At 72.5% G+C, this 22,882-nt stretch carries 19 protein-coding genes; 8 read left to right on the top strand and 11 right to left on the bottom strand.

Annotated features, from left to right (window positions below; all coding sequences use genetic code 11):
• Positions 1-206 precede the first annotated feature (206 nt).
• From ACIRPT_RS07750 to ACIRPT_RS07730, 5 genes are read left to right on the top strand one after another with little or no spacing between them, the layout of a single operon-like run.
• Complete coding sequence (locus ACIRPT_RS07750; RefSeq protein WP_403823829.1) at positions 207-1,709, top strand: sensor histidine kinase; 1,503 nt, start codon at positions 207-209, stop codon at positions 1,707-1,709.
• 44 nt (positions 1,710-1,753) lie between these two features.
• Complete coding sequence (locus ACIRPT_RS07745; RefSeq protein WP_403824615.1) at positions 1,754-2,143, top strand: roadblock/LC7 domain-containing protein; 390 nt, start codon at positions 1,754-1,756, stop codon at positions 2,141-2,143.
• A complete protein-coding gene (locus tag ACIRPT_RS07740; RefSeq protein WP_403823826.1) occupies positions 2,140-2,502 on the top strand; it encodes a DUF742 domain-containing protein in 363 nt (120 codons plus the stop codon). Before ACIRPT_RS07745 ends, ACIRPT_RS07740 begins: the two co-directional genes overlap by 4 nt.
• Positions 2,483-3,118: a GTP-binding protein gene (locus tag ACIRPT_RS07735; protein WP_403823823.1), complete on the top strand. Its 636-nt coding sequence runs from the start codon at positions 2,483-2,485 to the stop codon at positions 3,116-3,118. Before ACIRPT_RS07740 ends, ACIRPT_RS07735 begins: the two co-directional genes overlap by 20 nt.
• The gene (locus tag ACIRPT_RS07730) at positions 3,115-4,530 is read left to right on the top strand and encodes a cytochrome P450 (RefSeq protein WP_403823820.1); all 1,416 of its coding nucleotides are present in this window, start codon (positions 3,115-3,117) and stop codon (positions 4,528-4,530) included. The genes ACIRPT_RS07735 and ACIRPT_RS07730 overlap by 4 nt, the downstream gene beginning before the upstream one ends.
• 109 nt (positions 4,531-4,639) lie before the next feature.
• Here the strand turns inward: ACIRPT_RS07730 and ACIRPT_RS07725 are convergent, their stop codons facing one another.
• The 10 genes from ACIRPT_RS07725 to ACIRPT_RS07680 all read right to left on the bottom strand — a co-directional run bounded on the left by ACIRPT_RS07725 (position 4,640) and on the right by ACIRPT_RS07680 (position 16,023).
• A complete protein-coding gene (locus ACIRPT_RS07725; protein WP_403823818.1) occupies positions 4,640-5,749 on the bottom strand; it encodes a hypothetical protein in 1,110 nt (369 codons plus the stop codon).
• A 4-nt stretch (positions 5,750-5,753) separates the two neighbouring features.
• Positions 5,754-6,644 carry an SAM-dependent methyltransferase gene (locus tag ACIRPT_RS07720; RefSeq protein ID WP_403823815.1) on the bottom strand — a complete coding sequence of 297 codons (891 nt, stop codon included), beginning with the start codon at positions 6,642-6,644 and terminating at the stop codon, positions 5,754-5,756.
• Positions 6,645-6,906: 262 nt separating this feature from the next.
• A complete protein-coding gene (gene alc, locus ACIRPT_RS07715) occupies positions 6,907-8,052 on the bottom strand; it encodes an allantoicase (protein ID WP_403823813.1) in 1,146 nt (381 codons plus the stop codon).
• A 125-nt stretch (positions 8,053-8,177) separates the two neighbouring features.
• On the bottom strand, positions 8,178-9,128 hold the full coding sequence (locus tag ACIRPT_RS07710; protein WP_403823810.1) for a LysR family transcriptional regulator: 951 nt from the start codon (positions 9,126-9,128) through the stop codon (positions 8,178-8,180).
• A gap of 23 nt (positions 9,129-9,151) precedes the next feature.
• Complete coding sequence (locus tag ACIRPT_RS07705; RefSeq protein WP_403824612.1) at positions 9,152-10,075, bottom strand: DMT family transporter; 924 nt, start codon at positions 10,073-10,075, stop codon at positions 9,152-9,154.
• Positions 10,076-10,192: 117 nt separating this feature from the next.
• Positions 10,193-11,173, bottom strand: coding sequence for an acyl-ACP desaturase (locus tag ACIRPT_RS07700; RefSeq protein WP_403506438.1), 981 nt, complete (start codon positions 11,171-11,173; stop codon positions 10,193-10,195).
• Positions 11,174-11,468: 295 nt separating this feature from the next.
• The gene (locus ACIRPT_RS07695; RefSeq protein WP_403506436.1) at positions 11,469-11,711 is read right to left on the bottom strand and encodes a hypothetical protein; all 243 of its coding nucleotides are present in this window, start codon (positions 11,709-11,711) and stop codon (positions 11,469-11,471) included.
• Between the two features lie 61 nt (positions 11,712-11,772).
• A complete protein-coding gene (locus tag ACIRPT_RS07690; RefSeq protein ID WP_403823806.1) occupies positions 11,773-13,434 on the bottom strand; it encodes an alpha-L-fucosidase in 1,662 nt (553 codons plus the stop codon).
• Between the two features lie 189 nt (positions 13,435-13,623).
• Positions 13,624-15,747: a 4-alpha-glucanotransferase gene (gene malQ / locus ACIRPT_RS07685; RefSeq protein WP_403823803.1), complete on the bottom strand. Its 2,124-nt coding sequence runs from the start codon at positions 15,745-15,747 to the stop codon at positions 13,624-13,626.
• Between the two features lie 6 nt (positions 15,748-15,753).
• Positions 15,754-16,023 carry a hypothetical protein gene (locus tag ACIRPT_RS07680; protein ID WP_403823801.1) on the bottom strand — a complete coding sequence of 90 codons (270 nt, stop codon included), beginning with the start codon at positions 16,021-16,023 and terminating at the stop codon, positions 15,754-15,756.
• 399 nt (positions 16,024-16,422) lie between these two features.
• Between ACIRPT_RS07680 and ACIRPT_RS07675 the strand changes: the two genes are divergently transcribed.
• Complete coding sequence (locus ACIRPT_RS07675; RefSeq protein WP_403823798.1) at positions 16,423-19,374, top strand: beta-N-acetylglucosaminidase domain-containing protein; 2,952 nt, start codon at positions 16,423-16,425, stop codon at positions 19,372-19,374.
• Between the two features lie 81 nt (positions 19,375-19,455).
• On the opposite strand, the gene ACIRPT_RS07670 is transcribed toward ACIRPT_RS07675, so the two are convergent.
• Complete coding sequence (locus ACIRPT_RS07670; RefSeq protein ID WP_018088296.1) at positions 19,456-19,992, bottom strand: HNH endonuclease; 537 nt, start codon at positions 19,990-19,992, stop codon at positions 19,456-19,458.
• A 290-nt stretch (positions 19,993-20,282) separates the two neighbouring features.
• On the opposite strand from ACIRPT_RS07670, the gene ACIRPT_RS07665 reads away from it, so the two are divergent.
• Both ACIRPT_RS07665 and ACIRPT_RS07660 read left to right on the top strand, forming a co-directional pair.
• On the top strand, positions 20,283-21,368 hold the full coding sequence (locus ACIRPT_RS07665; RefSeq protein ID WP_403823795.1) for a mechanosensitive ion channel family protein: 1,086 nt from the start codon (positions 20,283-20,285) through the stop codon (positions 21,366-21,368).
• A gap of 246 nt (positions 21,369-21,614) precedes the next feature.
• A complete protein-coding gene (locus ACIRPT_RS07660; protein WP_403823792.1) occupies positions 21,615-22,856 on the top strand; it encodes an ROK family transcriptional regulator in 1,242 nt (413 codons plus the stop codon).
• Positions 22,857-22,882: the final 26 nt, after the last annotated feature.

Genomic DNA, 22,882 nt, shown 5'->3' with positions numbered 1-22,882 from the left:
CGGCACCGGGGTGGTGATCCGCCCCGGTGCCGGGCATTTCCGGATTCCTTCCGGGGTCGATGAAGGGCGTGTTGCAGGCGTCTGAACTGCCGCCCGCTGCCCATACAGAACGCGCCAACACTCAGGCCGACCGTCAACTCCACTCACTCGAAAGCGTTACGCTACGAAACCGTAAGGTGATCGTCGGCCGCGTTACGGGAGTTGCAGTGCAGAGGGTGAGCGCGGGGACGTCCCCGGGAAATCCCAAGTCCCCCTTCCCTTTGTGGCTGTTGCCGCCCGCCGCCCTCACGGTGGCCACCGCCGCGACTGCGGCGCTGGGCCCGGCCTCCGCGTGTGCGACGGTCGCCGTCCTCGGTGTGGTGGCTGTCGCCCTCACCGCCGTCGCCTGCGGCGAGGCCCACCGCAGGGCCCGCCGAATAGCCGAGCTGGAGGCCACGGCCGCCGCCCAACAGGAGGCCCTCGCCCATCAGGAGGCCGAAACCGTACGGCTCGCCGAGCAGTTGCTACCCGACGTGGTCGGCAGACTGCGGGCCGGGGAGTTCCCCGAAGAGGTGCTGACCGGACTCGACGCCCCGGCCGCCCACCTCGCGGTGCTGCGCTCGGTGCTCGACGCGGTGGCCGCCGAGGAGGACCTGCGCGACTCCGCGCAGCGCGCCTTCGTGAACATCGCCCGCCGGGTTCAGGCCATCGTGCACCAACAGGCCCAGGAACTGCGGGAAATGGAGGACCGGCACGGGCAGCGCCCGGATGTCTTCGGCGATCTGCTCCGGCTCGACCACGGCACCGCGCTGATCGGCCGGCTCGCCGACTCCATCGCCGTCCTCGGTGGCGCCCGCCCGGGCCGCCAGTGGTCGAAGGCCGTGCCCCTCTACTCCGTGCTCCGTGGCGCAATGTCCCGGATCATCGACTACCAGCGCGTCGAGCTGCATTCGGTCTCCGACATCGCCGTCGTCGGCACCGCCGTCGAACCGCTGATCCACGCCCTTGCCGAGCTGCTCGACAACGCCACCCGCTACTCGCCGCCCACCACTCGTGTCCATCTCACCGCCGTCGACGTCCAGTCGGGGATCGCCATCGAGATCGAGGACGGCGGCGTCTCGATGAGCGAGGAGGCGCGCGCCCGCGCCGAGCGGATGCTGCTCCAGGCCCAGCAGGGCATCGACGTCAACGACCTCGGTGAGACCCCGCGCCTCGGCCTCGCCGTGGTCGGGCGGCTGGCCCAGGTGTACGGCTTCCAGGTGTCACTGCGGCCGTCGGCGTACGGCGGTGTGCGGGCCGTGCTGATCGTCCCGCAGGGGCTCATCACCACGACGGCCGGCGCCACGGGACGCGCGCACGGCATCGGTACGTCGTCCGGGCCGCGGCTCGCCGCGGAAGCCCCTTCGGCGCGGATGCCGGCGGAGCGTGCCGTCACCGGCCCGACCATGGACCCGGAGGCGCCCGTGGTCACCGAACGCACGGCGAACGGCCTGCCGCAACGCCGCCGCAAGAACCCGGTCGCCCCGCCGCAGTCGGCGTCGGCCCCGGCCGGGCCGACTCCCACGACCGACTCCGCGAGCGCCGTCCAGCCCGGCATGTGGCTCGCCGCGTTCCAGAACGCCGTGTCGGGCGAGAGCACGAAGAACGTCGAGACCACGCCGGATCAGGATCACGACCGCGACGTCGCCGCCTCGGCGCCCGCGTCGGCAAGCAAGGGGAACGAGCAGTGATGCAGCAGCAGGACCACCTGGGTTACGCCGGCAGCGCCGGCACCATGGACTGGATGCTCAAGGACCTGGCCGACAGCGTCCCGCAGACCCGCCAGGTGGTGGTGCTCTCCGCGGACGGCCTGCGCATGGCACAGCACGGCGGGGACACCGACGCGGCTGACCGCCTCGCCGCGGCCTGCGCGGGACTGCAGAGCCTCGCGGGCGCGGTCGCGGCCGAACTCCCGCACAGCGAGGGGCGGATGCGGCTCGTCGTCATCGAGATGGACGGCGGTTTCTTCTATCTGATGGCGGCGGGCGCGGGCGCGTATCTCGCGGTGCTGGCCGACGACGGCGTGGACGCGGGCCTGATGGGGCAGCGCATGCGTGACCTCGTACTGCGGATCGGAGAGCACCTCAGCAGCCCGCCGCGGCAGGACGGGCAGGCCGCCAGGTGACCCAGCCCTCCGGCCAGGGATGGGACGAGAACGGGCCCGAGCGGCTCTATGTGATCACCGGAGGGCGCAGCGGTTCGTCGGCGCCCACCGAGCTCGACCTGGTCACCCTGATCGTGGCCAGGTCGGGGCCGCGGCCAGGGATGCAGCCGGAGCAGGCGGCGATCGTCCGCATCAGCCACCGGCCGCTGTCCGTCGCGGAGATCTCCGCGCATCTGGGCCTGCCGGTCAGTGTGGTGACCGTGCTGCTCAGCGATCTGCTCGCCGAGCAGCGGGTCATCGCCCGGCCGCCGGTGCCCCCCGCACGACTCCCCGACATCGCGTTGATTGAGGCAGTGATCGATGGACTTCAAAAGCTCTGAGCCGGCCACCGGGCAGCAGCTTGCCGGGCCGCGGAGCGAGGACGTGCTGCCCGAGACCGCGGCCGCCGCGGTCAAGGTGGTGATCGTCGGTGGTTTCGGGGTCGGCAAGACGACCCTGGTCGGGTCGGTCAGCGAAATCCGGCCACTGACCACCGAGGAGACGATGACCCAGGCCGGGGTGGGCGTCGATGACACGGCCGGGGTCGCGGGCAAGTCCACGACCACGGTGGCGATGGATTTCGGCCGCATCAGCATCAACGAGCAGCTGGTGCTCTATCTGTTCGGCACACCGGGGCAGGAGCGTTTCTGGTTCCTGTGGCGCGGCCTGTTCGAGGGCGCGCTCGGTGCGGTGGTGCTCGTCGACACCCGCCGCCTCGAGGTGAGCTTCGATGTGATCGGGCGCCTGGAGGAGCGCGGGGTGCCGTTCGTGGTGGCCGTCAACACCTTCCCCGGTGCGCCGGGTTACCCGCTCGAGGAGCTGCGCAGCGCCCTCGACCTGCCCGCGTCCGTCCCGATCGTCGAGTGCGACGCACGCCTGCGGGCGTCGAGCCGTGACGTCCTGATGACCCTGATGCGCTATCTGCATTCCCTGGCCGTGCCCACGGAGGCCTCGTGAACACCCCCGACCCGTCCCCCGCCCCGCCCCCGGGCTGCCCCGCACACGGGCTCGGCGCCGAGGGGATCCGCAGGCTTTACGGCCCCGAGGCGGAGGCGGATCCGCGCGGCCTGTACGAGAAGCTGCGGGCCGAACACGGCACCGTTGCCCCGGTGCTGGTCCACGGCGACCTGCCGGCCTGGCTGGTCCTGGGCCACCGCGAAAACCTCGACGTGGCCCGTACGCCGTCCCGCTTCTCCCGCGACTCCCGGCGCTGGCGCGACCTGCGCGAGGGCCGGGTCCCGGCCGACCATCCGCTCACCCCCGTCGCCGCCTGGCAGCCGGTGTGCAACTTCGCGGACGGCACCGAGCACGAGCGGCTGCGCGGCGCGGTCACCGAGTCTCTCGAGCGCTTCGACCGGCGGGGCATCCGCCGCTACGTCACCCGCTTCGCGAACCAGCTTATCGACCAGTTCGCACAGAACGGCCGCGCCGACCTGGTCCAGGACTTCGCCGAGCAGCTCCCCATGCTGGTGATGACCCAGCTCGTCGGCATGCCCGAGTCCTACGGCCCGCGGATCGTGGAGGCGGCCCGCGACATGCTCAAGGGGACGGACACGGCCGTCCGGTCGAACGAGTACATCACCCAGGCGCTGCGCCGGCTGGTCGAGCGCAAGCGGGAGCAGCCCGGCCGGGACTTCACGTCCTGGCTCCTGGAAGTGGGGGTGCAGCGGGGCGGCACGGTCGGGCAGGAAGCGGCGCTTTCGGACGAGGAGATTCTCGAGCATGTCCGTCTCGTCCTCATCGCCGCGTTCGAGACGACGGCCAACCTGATCGCGAACACCCTCCGCATGGTCCTCACGGACCGCCGCTTTCGGACCAGCCTGTCCGGCGGCCATATGACGCTGCCGGACGCCCTTGAACAGGTGCTGTGGGACGAGCCGCCGCTCACCACCATCCTGGGCCGGTGGGCGACGGGCGACACGGTGCTCGGCGGCACGGCGATCCGCGAGGGCGACATGGTGCTCCTCGGGCTCGCGGCGGGCAACGTGGACCCCGAGATCCGCCCGGACCTCACCTCCCCCGTGCACGGCAACCGCTCGCACCTCGCCTTCAGCGGCGGGCCGCACGAGTGCCCCGGGCAGGACATCGGACGGGCGATCGCGGACACCGGGATCGACACCCTGCTGACCCGGCTGCCCGATCTGGAACTGGCCGTCCCCGAAAGCTCCTTGACGCGTTCCGCCTCACTGATGTCGCATCAGCTGGTGAGCCTGCCGGTGACGTTCACCCCCCGCGGGTCCGAGGTGACGGGTTCGACCCCTGTGCGGCCCCAGTCGTCACCGCTGCCCGCGGCGGCTGAGATGCCCAGGCCCCCGTCGCCTGCCAAGGCGCCGGCTCGCCGGTCGTGGTGGTCGCGGTTGCTCCGCTGACACACGCCGGGCGGGCCGAGCCACCGGCCCGCCCGGCATCAACCGGCAGGATGCGGCCCCTCCGGCCTGCGAGGCCAGGGACGGGGCCGAGTGAGGGGCGGTCAGGGAGCTAATCCCTGAGCACGTCCCACCACCAGGCGATGGCCGGAATACCGGGCGCGGCCACCTCCGGGTCCCGGGGAACCGAGCTCCACGCAACGTCGTACGACGCCCCCTCCACCGGGAGCGCATTGCGGTTCCGCGGACTCGTGTACCGTGGCGCCGCGTTCTGCCATTCGATACACCCGCTCACGTAGTGGGCCAGCGAATCCAGATACCGCCGCAGCTCCGCGGAAGCTCCCCGCGCAACCCGCTCGTGCCCCCGGATGAACAGCGTCATCACCCGGTCCCGCAGTGCCACCGCGGGACCCATCGCCTCCCGCGGCGAACATCCCGACGCGGCCGCCACCACATTCAGCAGGTTCTGCTCACGGGGTGACTGGTGGTCCTCCTTGTTGTACGAGAACAGGTCGTTGTCGCACGACACGATGAACCCCGCCGCATCCGTCAACGCCTGCACGGGAGCCGAGTACAGCTCATCGGCCGGCACCGAGATCCCGTTCGCCGCATCGCACCAGGTGAGCGTGAACCGCGTCCCGTTCACCGACACCCGCATCGCGCAGAAGTCGTTCAGGGAGGGCATGACGCCACGCTCGGCGTTGGCGGTCTGCCAGCCCGCCCCGAGCAGCCAGTCCCGCGTCCCCTCGGCGAACCGCCGCAGCTGGAAGGGGCCGAGCATGGCCCGCGTTCGTCCGACCAGGTCATCCAGCGCGGCGGTGAGCGGCGAGGGCGGCAGCAGCGCGGAGCCGGGCGCCTCGATGGCCTTGATCAGCCGGACACTGTGGTCGGCGATCGCCGCCGTGCTGACCGCCGTGGAGCCGGAGTCCTGCCAGTCGTCGACGGCATTGGCCCAGTAGTTCCACTGCACGAACAGCAGCATCGGCTCGACCTCGCCGTAGGGAATGATCCGCGCGGTGAAGTCGGCACTGTGCGTGGCGAGCCCCCAGGCCCGCTCGGTGGGATCGGGGTAGATCCCAAAGCGGTCGATCCACTCGATGGCCCCGGCCTCGAGGTCTTTGGCCTTGGGGTGGACCAGCGAGGCGTTGAACGGACAGTAGAACGGCGGGAGTTCCCAGCCGATCCGGGACGGCGCGCTGCCGGTCGCGTACACGGGGGGCATCGGCTCAGCGGTCCCCGTTCGTGAGGCGGAACATCAGCAGGCGTGTCTCCAGCGCATGATCCCGCCAGATCCTGAAGAGCTTGCCGTGTGTGATGGCGGACTCGGTGAGCCGCTCCCGCGACCATGCGGCCGGCGCCTCGCCGCGCTCGACCCGCTCCAGCTCCGCCGTGTTCCACGCCATGGACTGCACCCAGAACTCGGCGACCCGGTCGGTCACGTCCTCGTCCTGCTCCAGTTCAAAGCCCGCCTTCTCGGCCGCGCGGATGTACTCGGTGAGCGTCCCGAGCCTGGTCTTGTAGTAGCCGTCGATGAACTCGGTCCACTCCGGCCGGCAGATGAAGTGTTCCTGGATCCCGAACCAGCCACCGGGCTTCAACGACTGGGCCACCACCTCGAAGAGGCGCTCGCGGTCCATGTAGCCGGAGCTCTCATTGGCGTACGCGGCGTCGTAGGTGCGGTCGGCGGCATACGTGTGGACATCCGCGAGCACCGGGGTGACGTGCTGGGCCACCCCGGCAGCGGCGGCGAAGTCCCGGATGACCGGGAGGTGGTCGCCCGCGACGGTGAGTGCGGTGACGTCCGTGCCGTGCTCCTGCGCCCAGTAGATCGAGCCACCGCCCACACCGCAGCCGATGTCGAGCAGCGTGCCGGGCGGGGTGGCATATGCGCCCCAGGTGCGGGCCGCGTGGTTGACTATCGCTTCCTGGGAGTCCACGATGCGGCGCTGCAACACCCGTTGGGAGACGGTGGTGTTGGGCGTATGCCCCGGCTCGAAGAGCCCCATGTGGAAGTGGACGCGCGGCCCTGGTCCGTATTTGTGGAGGATGCCGGCAGTCTTGCGCGAGTAGTACAGAGGTACTCGTGTCTCGTCGAAGGCGAGGAGACTGGGGTTCATCGGATCTCCGGTTGCGTGACGGGGGGTGATCAGGCGGATCAACCTTGCCCGAAAGTGATCGAACCTGCCATGTCACCCTCGTTAAATGAGTGACAGCCGCGCGCCAAGAGCAGCGAACATCCCTCGCGAACGGCCGGTGTCTGAAGCGGCGTCACATAGGAACGCCCGGCGGACGGGCGCCAGTTGCGTTGCCGTCTGCCGGGCGTGGTAGGGATTCGCCGGGTCCCGCCCCCTCCTCGGGGCCCGGCGAAAGAGGGGGCGGTCAGCCGTTGAGTTCGGAGAAACGGCGGCCGAGTTCGGCGCGGCCGGCTTCGGTGAGGGTGCCGTGGACGCGCATCCGGGCGAGGCCGCCGTCGGGGAAGACGTCGAGCCGTACGTGGGTGGCCGTGACGGTCTCCGGCAGCTTGAAGCGGTGCGGGGTGTCCGGCTGGAGCTTCGTCTTGGGGAGGATCTCGAACCAGGAGGACTCGTCGGCGGGGTCGCCGTTGCAGCCGGACAGGGCCGCCCAGCCGGCGGAGTTGCCCTTGAGGTACGCGGTGTCGATCTCGACGGCGCGGATCTCGCCCTGGGCGGCGAGGCGGAAGCGGACCCAGTCGTTGGTGCCCTTGACCCGGCGGCGGCGGTTCTCCCAGCCGTCGTCCATCTTGCGGGAGAGGTCGGGCTGGATGATCTGGGTGGGCGAGGAGTAGAAGCGGTCGGAGGCGTCCTCGACGGTGCCGCCGTGCATGACGGAGGCCAGGTCGAGGGTGCCCAGGACGTCGAGCCACTCCGGGTCCGGCACGACCTCGCCGTAGACGCGGAGGCGGGCTATGCCGCCGTCGGGGTGCTGCTTGAGGCGGAGGTGGGTGAAGCGGCGCTCGGCGGTGACCTCGAAGCCGTTGGCGGCGTGGCCGCGTACGGGCGTGCGCGGGACCAGCTCCTCCCACTTCACGTCGGCGGCGAGGAGGTCGTCGGGGCTGGGGCTGCCGGGCAGGGACGTCGCCTCGACGGTGACCTGCTGGGGGTAGTTGCCGCGGAAGTGCGCGGTGTCGACGATGACGCCACGGATCACGCCGGGGGCGGCGAGGCGGATCAGCGCCCAGTCGTGCTCGTCGTCGGTCGGGAAGGGGTGGTCGCCGTCGGCGCCGCGGCGGCGCCGGGTCTCCCAGCCGTCCATGATCTTGCCCTTGTGGCCGAAGTGCTCGGGGTCGAAGACCGCCGGAGTCGGCTTCAGCAGGTTCTCGCGCTCGGCGAAGAACTCGTCGTTCGCGGCGATGACGCCGGCGCCGAAGCGGCGGTCGGCGAGGTCGACCAGCGAGGTGAAGGGGAAGTCCCCGCCGCGGTAGTCGGCGTAGGGGTCTCCGCCGCCGTACGGGCTGGCGTCGTTGGCGTGCGGATCGGTGGAGTCGGCGGCCGGGGTGGCGGTCATCGTTGCCCTTCGGTGGGGAGGGGAGTGCGGACCGCTCCACGGTCGCAGAGCCGGAACCCCCAGGTCCATCGAAAGTTCTTTAGGGTTATGTTCAGCAGGATTGAATGGTCCCGGCGGTTAAACCGTCAGCGGATGTGAGCTTCGCCCTGCGCCTGGCCCGTCGCCGCCTGCCGCAGCGCCGCCAGCACCCGGGACAGCCCCGGCGCCCCTTCGGAGCCCCGGCGGGCGGCCGCCACCACATGGCGGCGCGGCTGGTCGGCGTGCAGCACCCGGAGCGCGACCCCGGCGCCGCCGCGTTCCGCGCGGGGCACGGCGCCGCCCGCCATCGCCATCCGGGGCACCAGCGCCACCCCCATCCCCGCCGCGACCATCGCCAGGATCGCGCCCCAGTCCGCGGCGGCATGCGCCTGCTCGGGCACAAAACCGGCGCTCTCGCACGCGGTGGTGGTGATCTGCGACCAGGGGCCGCTGCTGCCGAAGATCCAGGGCTCGTTCGCCAGATCCGCCAGCCGCAGCCCCGGCTCGGCCGCCAGCGGATGGCCGGCCGGCAGCGCCACGTCCAGCGGATCGGCCAGCAGCGAGACCCGGCTGAACTTCGGGTCGCGCGGGGTGGGCGCGTGCGCGGCCAGCGACAGCGCGAGATCGACGCTGCCCTCGGCGAGCAGCTCGTAGGCGGCCTCCGCCTCCGCCTCCCGTACGACCACGGCCAGGCCCGGATGCGTACGGCGCAGCTCCTGCACGGCGGGCACCACCAGCGCGGGGATGGCCGTGGAGAACGCGCCGACCCGTACCTGGCCGGCCTCTCCCTGGAGGTAGCCGAGCAGCTCCGCGTCCGCCCGTTCGAGCTGGGCGAAGACGGCCTCGGCGTGCCGCAGCACCAGGTGCGCGGCGTCGGTCAGCCGCACCCGCCGCCCGTGCGCCTCCAGAAGCGTGACCCCGAGCTGCCTGGCGAGCCCCGTCAGCTGCTGCGAGACCGCCGAGGGCGTCATGTGCAGCGCCTCGGCGGTCGCGGTGACCGTGCCCAGCTCTTGGAGCGTGCGCAGGATACGCAGCTTTTTGATGTCCCAGTCGGCCATGCGGGCAGCGTATGCGTACCCGGTCAGCGCCTGCTCCCGGCGCCGAGGGCGACCCCCGCGACGATCAGGATCATGCAGACCACCTGGACGGTGCCCACCGCCTCGCCGAGCGCCGCGAACGACAGCAGTGCGACGCAGACCGGCTGGAGGTAGTAGACGACCCCGGCGCGGGTGGCGCCGACCAGCGCGATGGCCTTGTTCCAGGTGAAGTAGGCGACGGCGGAGGAGAAGATCCCGATGTAGAGGAGCGGGCCGACGGTTCCGGCGCCGGGCTCGAAGCCGCCCTGGAGGGCGAGGCTGACGCGGTACGCGGGGGCCAGCATCGCCGCTCCCAGCGCAAAGGTCATGAACAGGAACGACAGGCCGCCGATCTCCTTGGGGCGGCGCCGCAGCAGCGCGCTGTAGCCGGCGAAGGTGGCGGTGGCGGCCACCATCCACAGGTCGCCGGGGGCGAGGTCCAGCCGCAGTACGGCGGCCGGCGAGCCCTTGCCGACCAGCGTCACCACGCCCGCCAGCGCGATCACCATCCCGGCGATCCGCCGTGCGCCGAGCTTCTCGCCACCCCGGGCGAACAGGGCGATCATGGCCGGTGAGGCGGCCGCGATCATGGCCATGTTGGTGGCCGAAGTGCTGCGCCCCGCTTGGTAGATGAGGGTGTTGAAGAGGGCGACGCCGAGCAGCGCGGCCACCGCCAGGAATCCGAGGCGCCGGCGGATGGCCGGCCACTGGCGGCGGACCTCGGGCAGGGCGAGCGGGGCGACCGCGAGCAGGGCGATGATCCAGCGCCAGAAGGCGGTCTGGACGGGTGGCACGGTGTCGTGCAGGGCGCGGGCGATGACGAAGTTGCCGGACCAGATGACGGTCGCGGTCAAGGCGAGCGCCAGGCCGGCGGACGATGTCCGGCCGCCCTTCGTCGATGCGATGCGGTGTGCGCGGACCCTCTCCAGGACTGCCACGGTTTCCTCTCCCTCGGTGGTGTGTGGGATCCACCGTGGCAGTCCGCAAACATCAGGTCTAGCGAATAATTTCGCTCAATTCATTCAGTTCAACTGAACAATTCCGCTTCAGGACGCCGCCTTGGCGGCCCGCCGGGCCTGAATGGCCGCCTGGCGCTCGTCGAACTTCCGCGCCTGTCCGTCCAGGCCATTCATGTACAGCCCCAGCTCTTCCTGGGCGCGCAGCCCGGCGGGGCCCAGGCCGCCGATCTCCAGCACCTTGAGGAAGCGCAGCACGGGCTGGAGCACGTCGTCGTGGTGGATGCGGAGGTTGTAGATCCCGCCGATGGCCATCCGGGCGGCGGCCCGCTCGAAGCCGGGCATGCCGTGGCCGGGCATCCGGAAGCCGGTGACGACGTCGCGCACGGCACACATGGTCTGGTCGGGCGCCATCTCGAAGGCCGCGCCGAGCAGGTTGCGGTAGAAGACCATGTGGAGGTTCTCGTCGGTGGCGATCCGGGCGAGCATCCGGTCGCAGACGGGGTCACCGGAGTGGTGGCCGGTGTTGCGGTGCGAGATGCGGGTGGCCAGCTCCTGGAAGGCGACGTACGCCACCGAGTGCAGCATGCTGTGCGAGTTGTCGGACTCGAAGCCCTCCGACATGTGCGCCATCCGGAACCGCTCCAGCTCGACCGGGTCGACGGCGCGGCTGGTGAGCAGGTAGTCGCGCATCACGATGCCGTGCCGGCCCTCCTCCGCGGTCCAGCGGTGCACCCAGGTGCCCCAGGCGCCGTCGCGACCGAAGAGCGTGGCGATCTCGTGGTGGTAGCTGGGGAGGTTGTCCTCGGTCAGGAGGTTGACCACGAGCGCGATCCGGCCGATGTCGGTGACCTTGGACTGCTCGGGGGACCAGGCCTCGCCGCCCATCACGCCGTCGAAGTTCCGGCCGTCGCTCCACGGCACGTACTCGTGCGGCATCCATTCCTTGGCGACCTTCAGGTGCCGGTTGAGCTCTTTCTCGACGACCTCTTCGAGCGCGTACAGAAGCTGGGCGTCGGTCCAGGCGGCCTGGCCGCGCTCTCCGGCATGGCGGGCGGTGGCGATGGTCACGGGGGAACTCCGGGGGACGACGAAACCTACGGGACCGTAGGCGGGGACCTACGGAGCCGTAGGTTACGTCATCGTAGGTTGGGTCCAGTTAAACGTGCCTCCCTCCACAAACCGGTCGAAAACCGCCCGATAGCCGCCCCGCAACCCCTTTTTCACCTGCGGAAACGCCTCGCCATGTCAGGGGGCATACAAAAGGGCGCCCACCGGTTCGTATGAACCGGTGGGCGCCCTCACGGCGTCACCGGGGCGCTCGCGCGCCCCCTGGTATCAACCCGTAAACCAGGCTTACCCGGCCCTACTGGGCCTGCTTGCGGGACTTGTCGCCGGCCATGACCAGCCCGGCGATGACAAGGAAGAGCACGATGGGTGCGGCGACGTAGAGGCCGAGCGTCTCGATCACGCTCAGGCCCGGACCCGGGTCGTCGCCGTCGTCGGGGATGGCCACCGCGAAGGCGGGGGACGACATCAGCAGCATCAGCGCGGTGCCGGCCGTGATGGTTCCGGCGCGCAGGGCATTCTTCTTGACCTTGTTGCTCACGCACTCAACGTAGCGGACGCCCCGGCGCCCCGCGCGCCCGGGGTGGCACAGGTGTTCACCGTCAGCGGGCCGGGTCCACGCCACGGTGCAGGGTGACCGGTTCGAGCCGGATCCGGCCCCGCGCCTGCTCCACCACGACCCGCACGGCGTCCGCGGTCACCGGCTTCGGCAGGGCCAGGATCCGCCGGTGACCGATGGTGGTGCCGCGGGCGACCGTCACCCATTGCCCGCCGGTCCGCGCCCGGACGGCGAACCGCTCGACCCGCTGCCCGTACCGGATGTCCTCGGCCAGGCCGATCCGGTCGAAGGTCCACGGCCCGGGTCCGGCGGCCCGCAGGTCCCTTCCGTACGTCGCGCGCACGGCGGTCCCGAAGGCCGTCAGCGAGGCGACGTCCTCGGGGGCGATCCGGCCGCCCTTGGCGGGCGGGACGTTCAGCAGAAGCGAGGCATTGCGGCCCACGCTCCTCTCGTACAGGTCCATCAGCTGCGCCGGCGTCTTGGGCCGTTCGCCGGGGTGGTGGAACCAGCCGGCGCGCAGCGAGACATCGGCCTCGGCCGGGTACCACTGGAGGTACTTGGTGGTGGGCGCGAGGAGCCGGGCACGGGAGCCGATGTCCGGGTCGGTGGAGTCGTTGGGCAGCCCGCCGGCCATCACGGTCCACGGGTCCCGGGCGGAGGGGGTGACGCTCCACTCCGTCTCGCGCGCGATGCCGTTCTCGTTGCCGACCCAGCGGGCGCCCTGCGGCCCGGCGAAGACGACGGTGTCCGGGGAGAGCCGGTGGATCACCTTGAACCACTGGGCGACGTTGTACTTCTGGGTGATGCCGGAGTCGCTCCAGGGGTTCGCGCCGTCCAGCCACAGCTCGTCGATCGGGCCGTACTGGGTGAACAGCTCGTAGACCTGGTTGAGGTAGTAGGCGTCGTAGTCGTCGGCCTGAACGTGGAAGACGGGCAGCCGGCCGCTGCGGACGGCGGCGGCGCGGCTGTCGCCGGGCACGAGGGTGGGGAGGGTGCGTCCGGTGACCTTGCTGCCGTTGCCGAAGCGGCCGAGGCCGCGCGGCGCGTGGCCGGCGTCCTCCAGGGCGACGCGTTCGGGCAGGCTGAGCGGCTTGCCCTCCTGCTGCTTCTTACGGATCTCCTCGACCCACCGGGCGTGCCAGGCGTGCGGGAGCTCGGCGCCGTCGGAGGGCGAGAGATAGATGCCCACCTTGAGCCCGGCCCGGCGGGCGGCCCTGACGTACGCGCCGACGACATCGGGGCGGCCTGGGGCGGCCGCGACCGAGTGCGGGGTGTAGCGGCTGGGGTAGAGGACGAAGCCGTCGTGGTGCTTGGTGGTGAGCATCACCTGCTCGGCGCCGGCCGCCTTGTAGGCGCGCATCCACTGGTCCACGTCGATGGCCGAGGGCGCGAAGAGCTTCTCGTCCTCGGTGCCGGAGCCCCATTCGCGGCCCGTGAAGGTGTTCATGCCGAAGTGCGTGAAGGCCGTCACTTCCCGTTGCTGCCAGGCCAGTTGGCCCTTCGTGGGGATGGTGTGAGCGGCCTTGTCGATGATGCGGGCCGGGGTGTCGCAGGGCTCGACCGCCATCTGGGACGCGGGTCGTACGGGCCGGTCGCAGGGGCCGGCCGGGGACGGCCGGGCCAGGGAGCTCTGGACGGGGACGAGCGCGGCGGCCGCGGTGAGCGCGAGCGCGCACAGTATCCGGCGGGTACTGCGGAGTGCCATGGTCCCTCCAACTCGCCGGCCATGAACGGTGCGGGGTGAAGGATGAATGGCGAATCGCGAAACATGAATCGCGAACAGGGAGCAGGGAGCAGGGAGCAGTGCACCGTGAATGGTCGGATGTCTGGGTGACGTCCAGGGCATAGTGCCGGACGGTACGGCGTACCGGAAGGGGGTGTGCGGGCCCTTGGGTCAGCGCTGTCCGTTCGACAATTCCCGCATCAGGGCGTGCAGTCGCGGCGATGCGGCCAGTTCTTCCAGGGTCTGCGGGCGGCCGTCGGGGCCGGCGATCGGCAGGCGCCAGTTCGGGTATTCATCCCATGTACCGGGGAGGTTCTGCGGGCGGCGGTCCCCCACCGCGTCCGGGAGCCACACCCCGACCAGCCGCGCGGGGGTGCGCAGCAGAAAGCGGTGGACGGCGCGGACCGCCGCCTCCTCGTCGCCCGGGCCCTCGGGGAGCAGGCCGCGCAGCGTCAACTCCCTTAGCCATTCGGCCAGTTCGTTCCTGGCGCGGCTGCGTTCGCGCTCCGGTGGGCCGGCGAGCAGGCCGAGGCGTTCGCGCAGCGCGACGTCCTCGCCGGCGAGCCGGGCGGCGGTGGTCGGCAGGTCGTGGGTGGTGACGGTGGCCAGGCAGCTCTCGCGCCATTCCTCGGGGGCGAGGATGCGGGCCTCGGCATCGCCCGCGGCGTCGCCCGCGGCTTCATCCGCCGCCGCACCGTCCCGGTAGTCCCGCTCGAACCACAGCACGGACGTGCCCAGCACCCCCCGCTCGGCCAGCGCGGTCCGTACGCCGGGCTCGACGGTCCCCAGGTCCTCCCCGATGACCGCGGCGCCCGCCCGGTGCGCCTCCAGGGCCAGCAGCGAGAGCATCGCCTCGCCGTCGTAGCGGACGTAGGCGCCCTCCGTCGGGGGCCGGCCCTGCGGCACCCACCACAGCCGGAACAGGCCCATGACGTGGTCGATGCGCAGCGCCCCGGCGTGCCGCAGCAGGCCGCGCAGCAGATCGCGGTACGGGGCATAGCCGGCGGCGGCGAGCGCGTCGGGGCGCCAGGGCGGCAGGCCCCAGTCCTGGCCGCGGGCGTTGAAGGCGTCGGGCGGCGCGCCGATGGACATGCCCGCGGCGAAGGCGTCCCGCTGCGCCCAGGTGTCGGCTCCGGCGGGGTGGACGCCGACGGCGAGGTCGTGGACGAGGCCGATGTCCATCCCGGCGTCCCGCGCGGCGCGCTGCGCGGCGGCCAGCTGCTGGTCGGTGAGCCAGGCGAGGCGGCAGTGGAAGTCGATGCGGTCCAGGAGCCGGGCGCGCAGCCGGGCGGTGGCCGCGGAGCGCGGGTCGCGCAGCCGGTCGGGCCAGACGTGCCAGTCGGGTCCGTGCCGCTCGGCGATGGCGCACCAGGTGGCGTGGTCCTCCAGGGGCGCGCCCTGTTCCGCGAGGAAGTCGCAGTAGGTGGCGCGCCGCCCCGGCGAGAGCGGGACCGCGCACACCAGCTCCAGGGCCTCGCGCTTCAGGGCCCAGACGGCGTCGCGGTCGATCAGCGCGCCGCGTTCGAGGACGTCCTCGCGCAGCGCGTCGGCCCGGGCGGCCAGTTCGTCGGCCCGGGTGCGCGCGGCGCCGGAGAGCTGGGCGTACTCGGGGATGTGGGCGATCCGCAGATGCACCGGGTCGGGGAAGCGGCGCGAGGAGGGGCGGTAGGGCGAGGGATCGGTGGGCGGGCCGGGGACGGCCGCGTGCAGCGGGTTGAGCTGGACGAAGCCGGCGCCGAGGGTGCGGCCGGACCAGGCGGCGAGGTCGGCGAGGTCTCCGAGGTCTCCCATGCCCCAGGAGCGGCGGGAGAGGAGGGAGTAGAGCTGGACCATGAAGCCGTGGCTGCGGCCGGGCGGAACGGGGACCCGGTCGGGGGCGACGATCAGCCGGGCGCGGGCGGTGCGGCCGTCGGGGCTGTGCGCATGGAGGGTGTGGACTCCCAGGGGGAGGTCCGGAGGGAGGGCCGGGGGGCCGGACGCCGCCGGGTCCTGGGGCCCGGTGTCCGTGGCCGGGCCGTCCTCGTTCGCCACCCGCAGGACGGTGCCCTCGGGCAGGCCGCTGAGGTCGGGCGGCCGGCCGGGGCGGGCGACGACGGTGCCGGGGAGCAGGCTGCGGCCCGCTTCGTCCTCGTACGCGGCCAGGGCGGCGCGTACGGCGTCGGGCGTCGAGGCATCGACCCCTAAGGCGGCGAGCACGGCGACAACGGTGTCGTCGCCGATGTGGAGGATGGTGCCCGGCGAGGGTTCGTAGCACGTGGCGATGCCGTGCAGCCGGGCGAGCCGCGCGCGGCCCATGGGCCCTCAGACCTCCATGGACTCCGTGCCCAGACCGGTGGCCGTCGGCTCGCTGGTCAGCGGCAGCTCGGCGGAGATCGGGACCTCGCTGGTCAGCGGCGCGGCGTCGGCGAGCGGCGGCTCGCTGGTGAGCGGCGGCTCGGCGAAGCTGAAGGATCCGGAGCCGTCCAGCCCCGCGTCGGGGTCGGTGACGCCGTCGAAGACGTCGGGCTCCATCGGCGCGTCGCCCGGTTTGGCGGACAGCGCATCAAGCAGAAGCTGAGCGGATGCGGCCACGAGGGCCTCCCGTTCATCGGTAATGGGACAGGTCTGCCCTACCCACTCGACACGATCGCAGACGCCTTTCCACACTAAACGTGACTCAGCTCACAGCGCATCCGCAGGCGATTTCGCGGTTCAGGCGTTCGGGTGACGCAGGGAGTCCTGACAAACCGGGTATCGCGGCGGAAGTTCTGCGGGCGAGGGGACCCCGACCGCCCGGTTGACGCCCTTACCGACACAATGGTGAGCTCCAAGCCGAAGGTCTGTCCGAACGGACATCGCGGCACACAGGGGGGCCGGTGCGAACCGGCGCGCAGATGACGGGGACGAGGAGCGGCCGTGCGGGTCCGGGGCGTATGGGGCGTCGGGAGAGTCGGTAGGGCGAACAGGAACGGCGCGGGCGCCCGCGCGCGCGTGGCGGGGACCACCGCGCTGGCCGCCGCGGTCATCTCGGGGCTGCTCGGCGGGGCGCCCGGCGCCCAGGCGGCGGAGCACCCCGCGGATCCGTCCCTCGGCACGCCCGACCGGCCGGCGGACGCGGGCACGCCGCCCGCCGTCTGGCCGCGCCCCCAGTCGATGCGGGAGCTGTCCGCCGCCGTACCGCTCGGCGGCGAGGCCGCGCTCGTGGCGGCGCCGGACACCGACCCGTACGCCCTGGACGTGGTGCGCGGCCTGCTGCGGGACGCGGGCGTGCGGAAGGTGCACGCGGTGGCGCCGGGTGAGCGGACGCCCGCCGGCGGGCCCGTGATCTACCTCGGCGGGGCGCCGGCCGGGGACGCACTGCGGGCCCTGAAGGTGCCCGCCCGCGGGGATCTGCCCGCCGGCGGCTACCGCCTCGCCGTCGGCCAGGTCGCCGGCCGCGACACGGTCGCGCTGGACGGCGTCGGCCCGGACGGCCTCTTCCACGCCGCGCAGACGCTGCGGCAGCTGGTCACGGACGGGCCGGACGGCGGCCGTCAGCTGGCGTCGGTCGTCGTACGGGACTGGCCCGGCACGGCGGTACGGGGCACCGCCGAGGGGTTCTTCGGGCAGCCCTGGAGCCGGGCGCAGCGGCTCGCCCAGCTCGACTTCATGGGCCGCACCAAGCAGAACCGCTACCTCTACGCGGCGGGCGACGACCCCTACCGCCAGGCCCGGTGGCGCGACCCCTACCCGGCCGGGCAGCGCGCCGACTTCCGGGCGCTGGCGGAGCGGGCCCGCGCCAACCACGTCACGCTCGGCTGGGCGATCGCCCCCGGCCAGGCCATGTGCATGTCGTCCGAGGAGGACCTGCGGGCGCTGCGGCGCAAGGTGGACGCGATGTGGGCGCTGGGGTTCCGCTCCTTCCAGCTGCAGTTCCAGGACGTCAGCTACAGCGAATGGCACTGCGACGCCGACGAGGATGCCTTCGGCAAGGGGCCGGAGGCCGCCGCCAAGGCGCAGGCCAGGGTCGCGGACGCGCTCGCCGACCATCTCGCGGAACGCCATCCGGGCGCCGCGCCGCTGTCGCTGATGCCGACCGAGTACTACCAGGACGGCGCGACCGCCTACCGCGAGGCGCTGGCCGGGGCGCTCGGCGACCGGGTCGAGGTGGCCTGGACCGGCGTCGGCGTGATTCCGCGCACCATCACCGGCGGCGAACTGTCCACCGCCCGCCAGGTATTCGGCCGCCCCCTGGTCACCATGGACAACTACCCGGTCAACGACTACGCCCAGGACCGGCTCTTCCTCGGCCCCTACAGCGGCCGCGAACCGGCCGTCGCCACCGGCTCCGCGGCGCTGCTCGCCAACGCCATGGAACAGCCGGTGGCGTCCCGCATCCCCCTCTTCACGGCCGCCGACTACGCCTGGAACCCGCACGCCTACCGTCCCTCGGAATCGTGGGAGGCGGCCGTCGACGACTTGGCGGGCGGCGACCGGAAGGCCCGCGCCGCGCTGCGCGCACTGGCCGGAAACGACGCCTCCTCCGTCCTCGGAGCCGACGAGTCGGCCTATCTGCGGCCCCTCATGGACCGCTTCTGGAAGGCCCGCGAGAGCGCCGTCAACCACGGCCGGCCCGGCGAGGACGCGGACCTCGCCAAGGCGGCCGAGGCGCTGGCGTCCGCGTTCCGCACGATGAGCACCGCGCGGGCGCATCTGACCCCGGACCTGGCGGCCGAAGTGGGGCCCTGGGCCGAGCAGTTGGGCCGCTACGGCCGGGCGGGCGAGGCGGCCGTGAAGACCCTGATGGCGCAGGCGCGGGGCGACGGCGACGCCGCCTGGACGGCCCAGCGCACCACGCAGCGGCTGCGCAAGGAGATCGGGCGGAGCCCGGCGACGGTCGGCAAGGGGGTGCTCGCGCCGTTCCTCGAGCGGACGATGGCGGAGGCCGATGCCTGGACCGGGGTGCGGGCCGGCGCGCCGCGGCCCACCGAGGCCGCCGACCCCACCTCCCTGACGGTGCCCTTCGAGCGGGCCCGCCCGCTCACCGCGGTCACCGCGCTGACCGAGCCGGGGCACTCGACGGGCGTCGTCTCCCTCGAGGCCCACGTCCCCGGCGAGGGCTGGCGCCGCCTGGAGCGGATCTCCGCCACCGGCTGGACCGAGGCCCACACCTCCGGCCTGCGCGCCGACGCCGTACGGCTGTCCTGGCCCGGCGGCACCGCCGCGCCCTCCGTCCACGCCGTCACCCCCTGGTTCGGCGACACCCCGGAAGCCGGCCTGGAACTGTCCCGCAAGGAGTCGGACGCGCAGACGGGCGGCCGGGCCACGGTGGACGCCCGCATCTTCTCCCGCCGCCCCGGCGACGTCCGGGAGAAGCTGACGGTCAAGGCGCCCCGGGGCTTCACCGTGCACGCGCCGCGGCAGGTCACCGCCCCGCGCGGCGGCACGGCCACGGTCCGTATCGCGGTCGACATCCCCGAGGACGCCCCGTCCGGTGCGTACGAGATCCCCGTCACCTACGCCGGCCGGCACGAGACACTGACCGTACGGGCCTATCCGCGCACCGGCGGCCCGGACCTGGCGCGCGGCGCCGCGGCCACCTCGTCCGGCGACGAGACCGCCGACTTCCCCGCCTCGGCGGCCACCGACGGCGACCCCACGACCCGTTGGTCCTCCCGCGCCGAGGACGGCGCCTGGCTGCAGTTCCCGCTGCCGCGCCCCACCCGTCTGGGCCAGGTCGTCCTGAACTGGCAGGACGCCCACGCCGCCCGCTACCGCATCCAGGTCTCACCGGACGGCCGCACCTGGCGCACCGCCGCCGTGGTCAGGGACGGCAAGGGCGGCCGCGAGTCCGTGCGGATGGACGCCAAGGACACCCGCTACGTCCGTATCCAGGGGGAGCGGCGGGCGACCCGCTTCGGGTATTCGCTGTGGTCGGTGGAGGCGTACGCGGTCCACCGGTAGCCGGGGCAGGCCTGCGCCCCGGAATACGCGAGTAGCCGCGGCCCTGAACGGGGCGCGGCTACTCGAGCAAAAGACCCGGATCTACGCCGATACGGCATCGATCCGGGCCAGCGCGTCGTCCGCGCCGTACGGCTGCAAATACGGCAGCCAGCGCGGATCGCGATGACCAGTGCCGATGATCCGCCACGCCAGTCCTGACGGCGGAGCGGGCTGATGGCGGAGCCGCCAGCCGATCTCGGCGACATGGCGGTCGGCCTTGACGTGGTTGCAGCGGCGGCACGCGGCGACCACGTTTTCCCAGGTGTGCTGACCTCCCCGGCTGCGCGGGATGACGTGGTCGACGCTGGTTGCGACGCCACCGCAGTACATACAACGCCCGCCGTCACGGGCGAACAGCGCCCGGCGGGTCAGGGGCACGGGGCCACGAAAGGGCACCCGCACAAACCGCTTCAAGCGGACCACGCTCGGAGCCGGTATCACGCGGGTTGCGCTGTGCATCAGGGCGCCGGATTCCTCAAGACTCACAGCTTTCTCATTGAGTACGAGGATGAGCGCGCGGCGGAGCGGTACGACGCCGAGCGGCTCGTACGACGCGTTGAGGACCAGGACATGCGGCACGGGTGCCTCCTTGTACGCCGGCGGCGCGTGGCTCGCGCCGGGACGATCTCCCCCAGTGTCCCCCGGTGCCTGGTCGGAGCGCCACCATGACCGAGTAACGGGCCGGAGGTGTTTTCCACCACACCGCCGCACTTCCCTCCAGAAGGACCTCTTTCCGGCCGTCCTGGGACCCTCCCGACTCGAACAGGGGCACGGGCCGCCCCCGTTGCCCCGTTAGTGTGGTTGGTCTGCCCGGTCCGCGGGGACCCCGCCGAGGCCCGGGTCTGCTGTCCCACACGGAAGGTTCTGCTGTGTACTGGTCCGCTACGACGGCCGCCACCTCATCCCTGGGCGCCGCGACACCCGGCGCAACCGGTTCCGCCTCGCTCGACGAGGCCACCCAGAAGGCCACCAACGCCGCCGGCTGGGTGGAGGAGAACTGGGGGACGTGGGTCGCGTCCGGCCTGCAGATCTTGCTGATCATCGTGATCGCGGTGGTACTGCGGCATGTGATACGCCGCACCATCACCAAGCTCATCGAGCGGATGAACCGCACCGCGGCAGCCGCGCAGGGCACCGCGCTCGGCGGCCTGCTCGTCAACGCCGAACGCCGCCGTCAGCGCTCCGAGGCCATCGGCTCGGTCCTGCGCAGCGTCGCCTCCTTTGTGATCATGGGCACGGCGGCCCTGACGGTGCTCTCCGTCCTGAACATCAACCTGGCGCCGCTGCTGGCGAGCGCCGGTGTCGCCGGTGTGGCGATCGGTTTCGGCGCCCGCAACCTCGTCACCGACTTCCTCTCCGGCGTCTTCATGATCCTCGAGGACCAGTACGGCGTCGGCGACGAGATCGACGCGGGCGTGGCCACCGGTACGGTCATCGAGGTCGGCCTGCGGGTCACCAAGCTGCGCGGCCCCAACGGCGCCATCTGGTACATCCGCAACGGTGAGGTCAAGCGGATCGGCAACCTCAGCCAGGGCTGGTCGACGGCCGCCGTGGACGTGGTGATCGCCGCCGACCAGGACCTGCGGCGCGCCCGGGACATCATCACCGCCGCCGGCGAGGCGATGTCCAAGGCCGAGCCCTGGAACGAACTGCTGTGGGAGCCGGTCCAGGTCCTGGGCCTGAGCGAGGTCCACCTCGACACCGTCACCATCGGCGTCTCGGCCAAGACCATGCCCGGCAAGGCCATCGGCGTCGAACGCGAACTGCGCTGGCGCATCAAGCACGCCCTCGACGACGCCGGCATCCACCTCGCCCCCCGCCCGGCCCCCGAGGAGGAAGAGGAAGAGCTTGCCGACCCGGCCGCCGCAATGGCCGCCCCGTCGGCGCTCAACAATCCCCTCTCCCCGCAGTCGGTGGCCACGGAGCCGCTGTCTGCGCCGAGGATGGGGAAGTAGCCCGGCCGGGCCGCGTAGGACACCGGGCCCCCGGCACCGCGATCTCCCGCGGTGCCGGGGGCCTTTGCCGTGTCCGGCACCCGCTGCCGGCGCCCCTGAGCCGCCGCGCGAGGCCGCGGGCAAACTCGCCGCGCCCTACCCATTGACGAGGCCCCGGCGCGCGACCTAACTTCCTCCACACCGATTGGAAAGTTTCCTAACAGAAACTGTCGCCGAGCAATCGCCGAGAAGACGGGGTGAACGGTCATGGCCGCAGCAGGACAGGGCCCCCAAGGGACCCGCAGCACCCCCGGCACACCGCGGGTGCTGCGGGCGATGAACGACCGGGCCGCACTCGATCTGCTCGTGTCCCAGGGCCCGCTGACGCGCACCCAGATCGGGGAACTGACCGGGCTGTCGAAGCCGACCGCCTCGCAGCTGCTGGCGCGGCTGGAAGCGGCCAGACTGGTGCGGACCACCGGAAATGTGACCGGCCGGCCGGGGCCCAACGCGCAGCTGTACGAGGTCGATCCGACGGCCGCCCATGTCGCCGCGCTGGCCGTGGACCAGCTGGGCATCACCGCGGCCGTCGCCGACATCACCGGCCGGGTGCTCGGCGAGGCACGGGTGGGCGCCGACGCCGTCGACGAGGCGCTGGGGGCACCTCCCGCTCGAGCACGGCCGAGAGTGGGGGAGAACCGGACGGCGCGGCTGGTGGCGACGGCCGTGGACGGGGCGCTGGCCAAGGCCAGGCTGGGGCGGGAACAGCTGCACGGGGCGGTGATCGGCACCCCCGGCGCGCTGGACCCGGTGACCGGCGAGCTGCGGTACGCGCCGCATCTGCCGGGCTGGCACTCGCGGACCCTGAAGGAAGAGCTGGCGGAGGTGCTGGGCACGCCGATCGTCATCGAGAACGACGTGAACCTGGCGGCCGTCGCCGAGCAGCACGACGGCGCGGCGCAGGACTTCGACGACTTCGTTCTGGTGTGGGTCGACGAGGGGGTCGGCGCCGCGATCGTGCTGGGCGGGCAGCTGCTGCGCGGCGCCACCGGGGGTGCGGGCGAGATCGGCTATATGCCGCTGCCCGGGGCTCCGCTGTCCCGGGGCGGCGACCGCAGCGCCGCGCGGCCGGACGCCGGCGGCGGGTTCCAGCGGCTGGTCGGATCGCCGAGCGTGGTGGCCCTGGCGCGGGAGTACGGCGCGCCCGGGGCCCGTACCGTCGAGGAGGCGCTGGCGCGCGACGACGTACGGGCGGAGGTGGCCAGGCGCCTGGCCACCGGGCTGGCGGCGGTGGTCGCGGTGGTCGATCCGCGGCTGGTGGTGCTCTCCGGCGAGGTGCCGCAGGCCGGCGGGGAGAACCTGCGGGCGCTGGTCGAGGAGGAGTTCACCGGGCTGGCGCTGCCGCGGCCCGAACTGCGGATCAGCGATATCGCCGGAAACCCGATTCTCATCGGCGCGCTGCGGACGGCGCTCGCCGAGGCACGCGAGGCCGTCTTCCACACCGGGTGACGGCGCCCCGCGCCGGTGGCCCTTCG

The organism is Streptomyces sp. NPDC101227, assembly GCF_044767545.1.
Lineage (GTDB): Bacteria > Actinomycetota > Actinomycetes > Streptomycetales > Streptomycetaceae > Streptomyces.
This window is presented reverse-complemented; position numbering and strand designations above follow the sequence as displayed.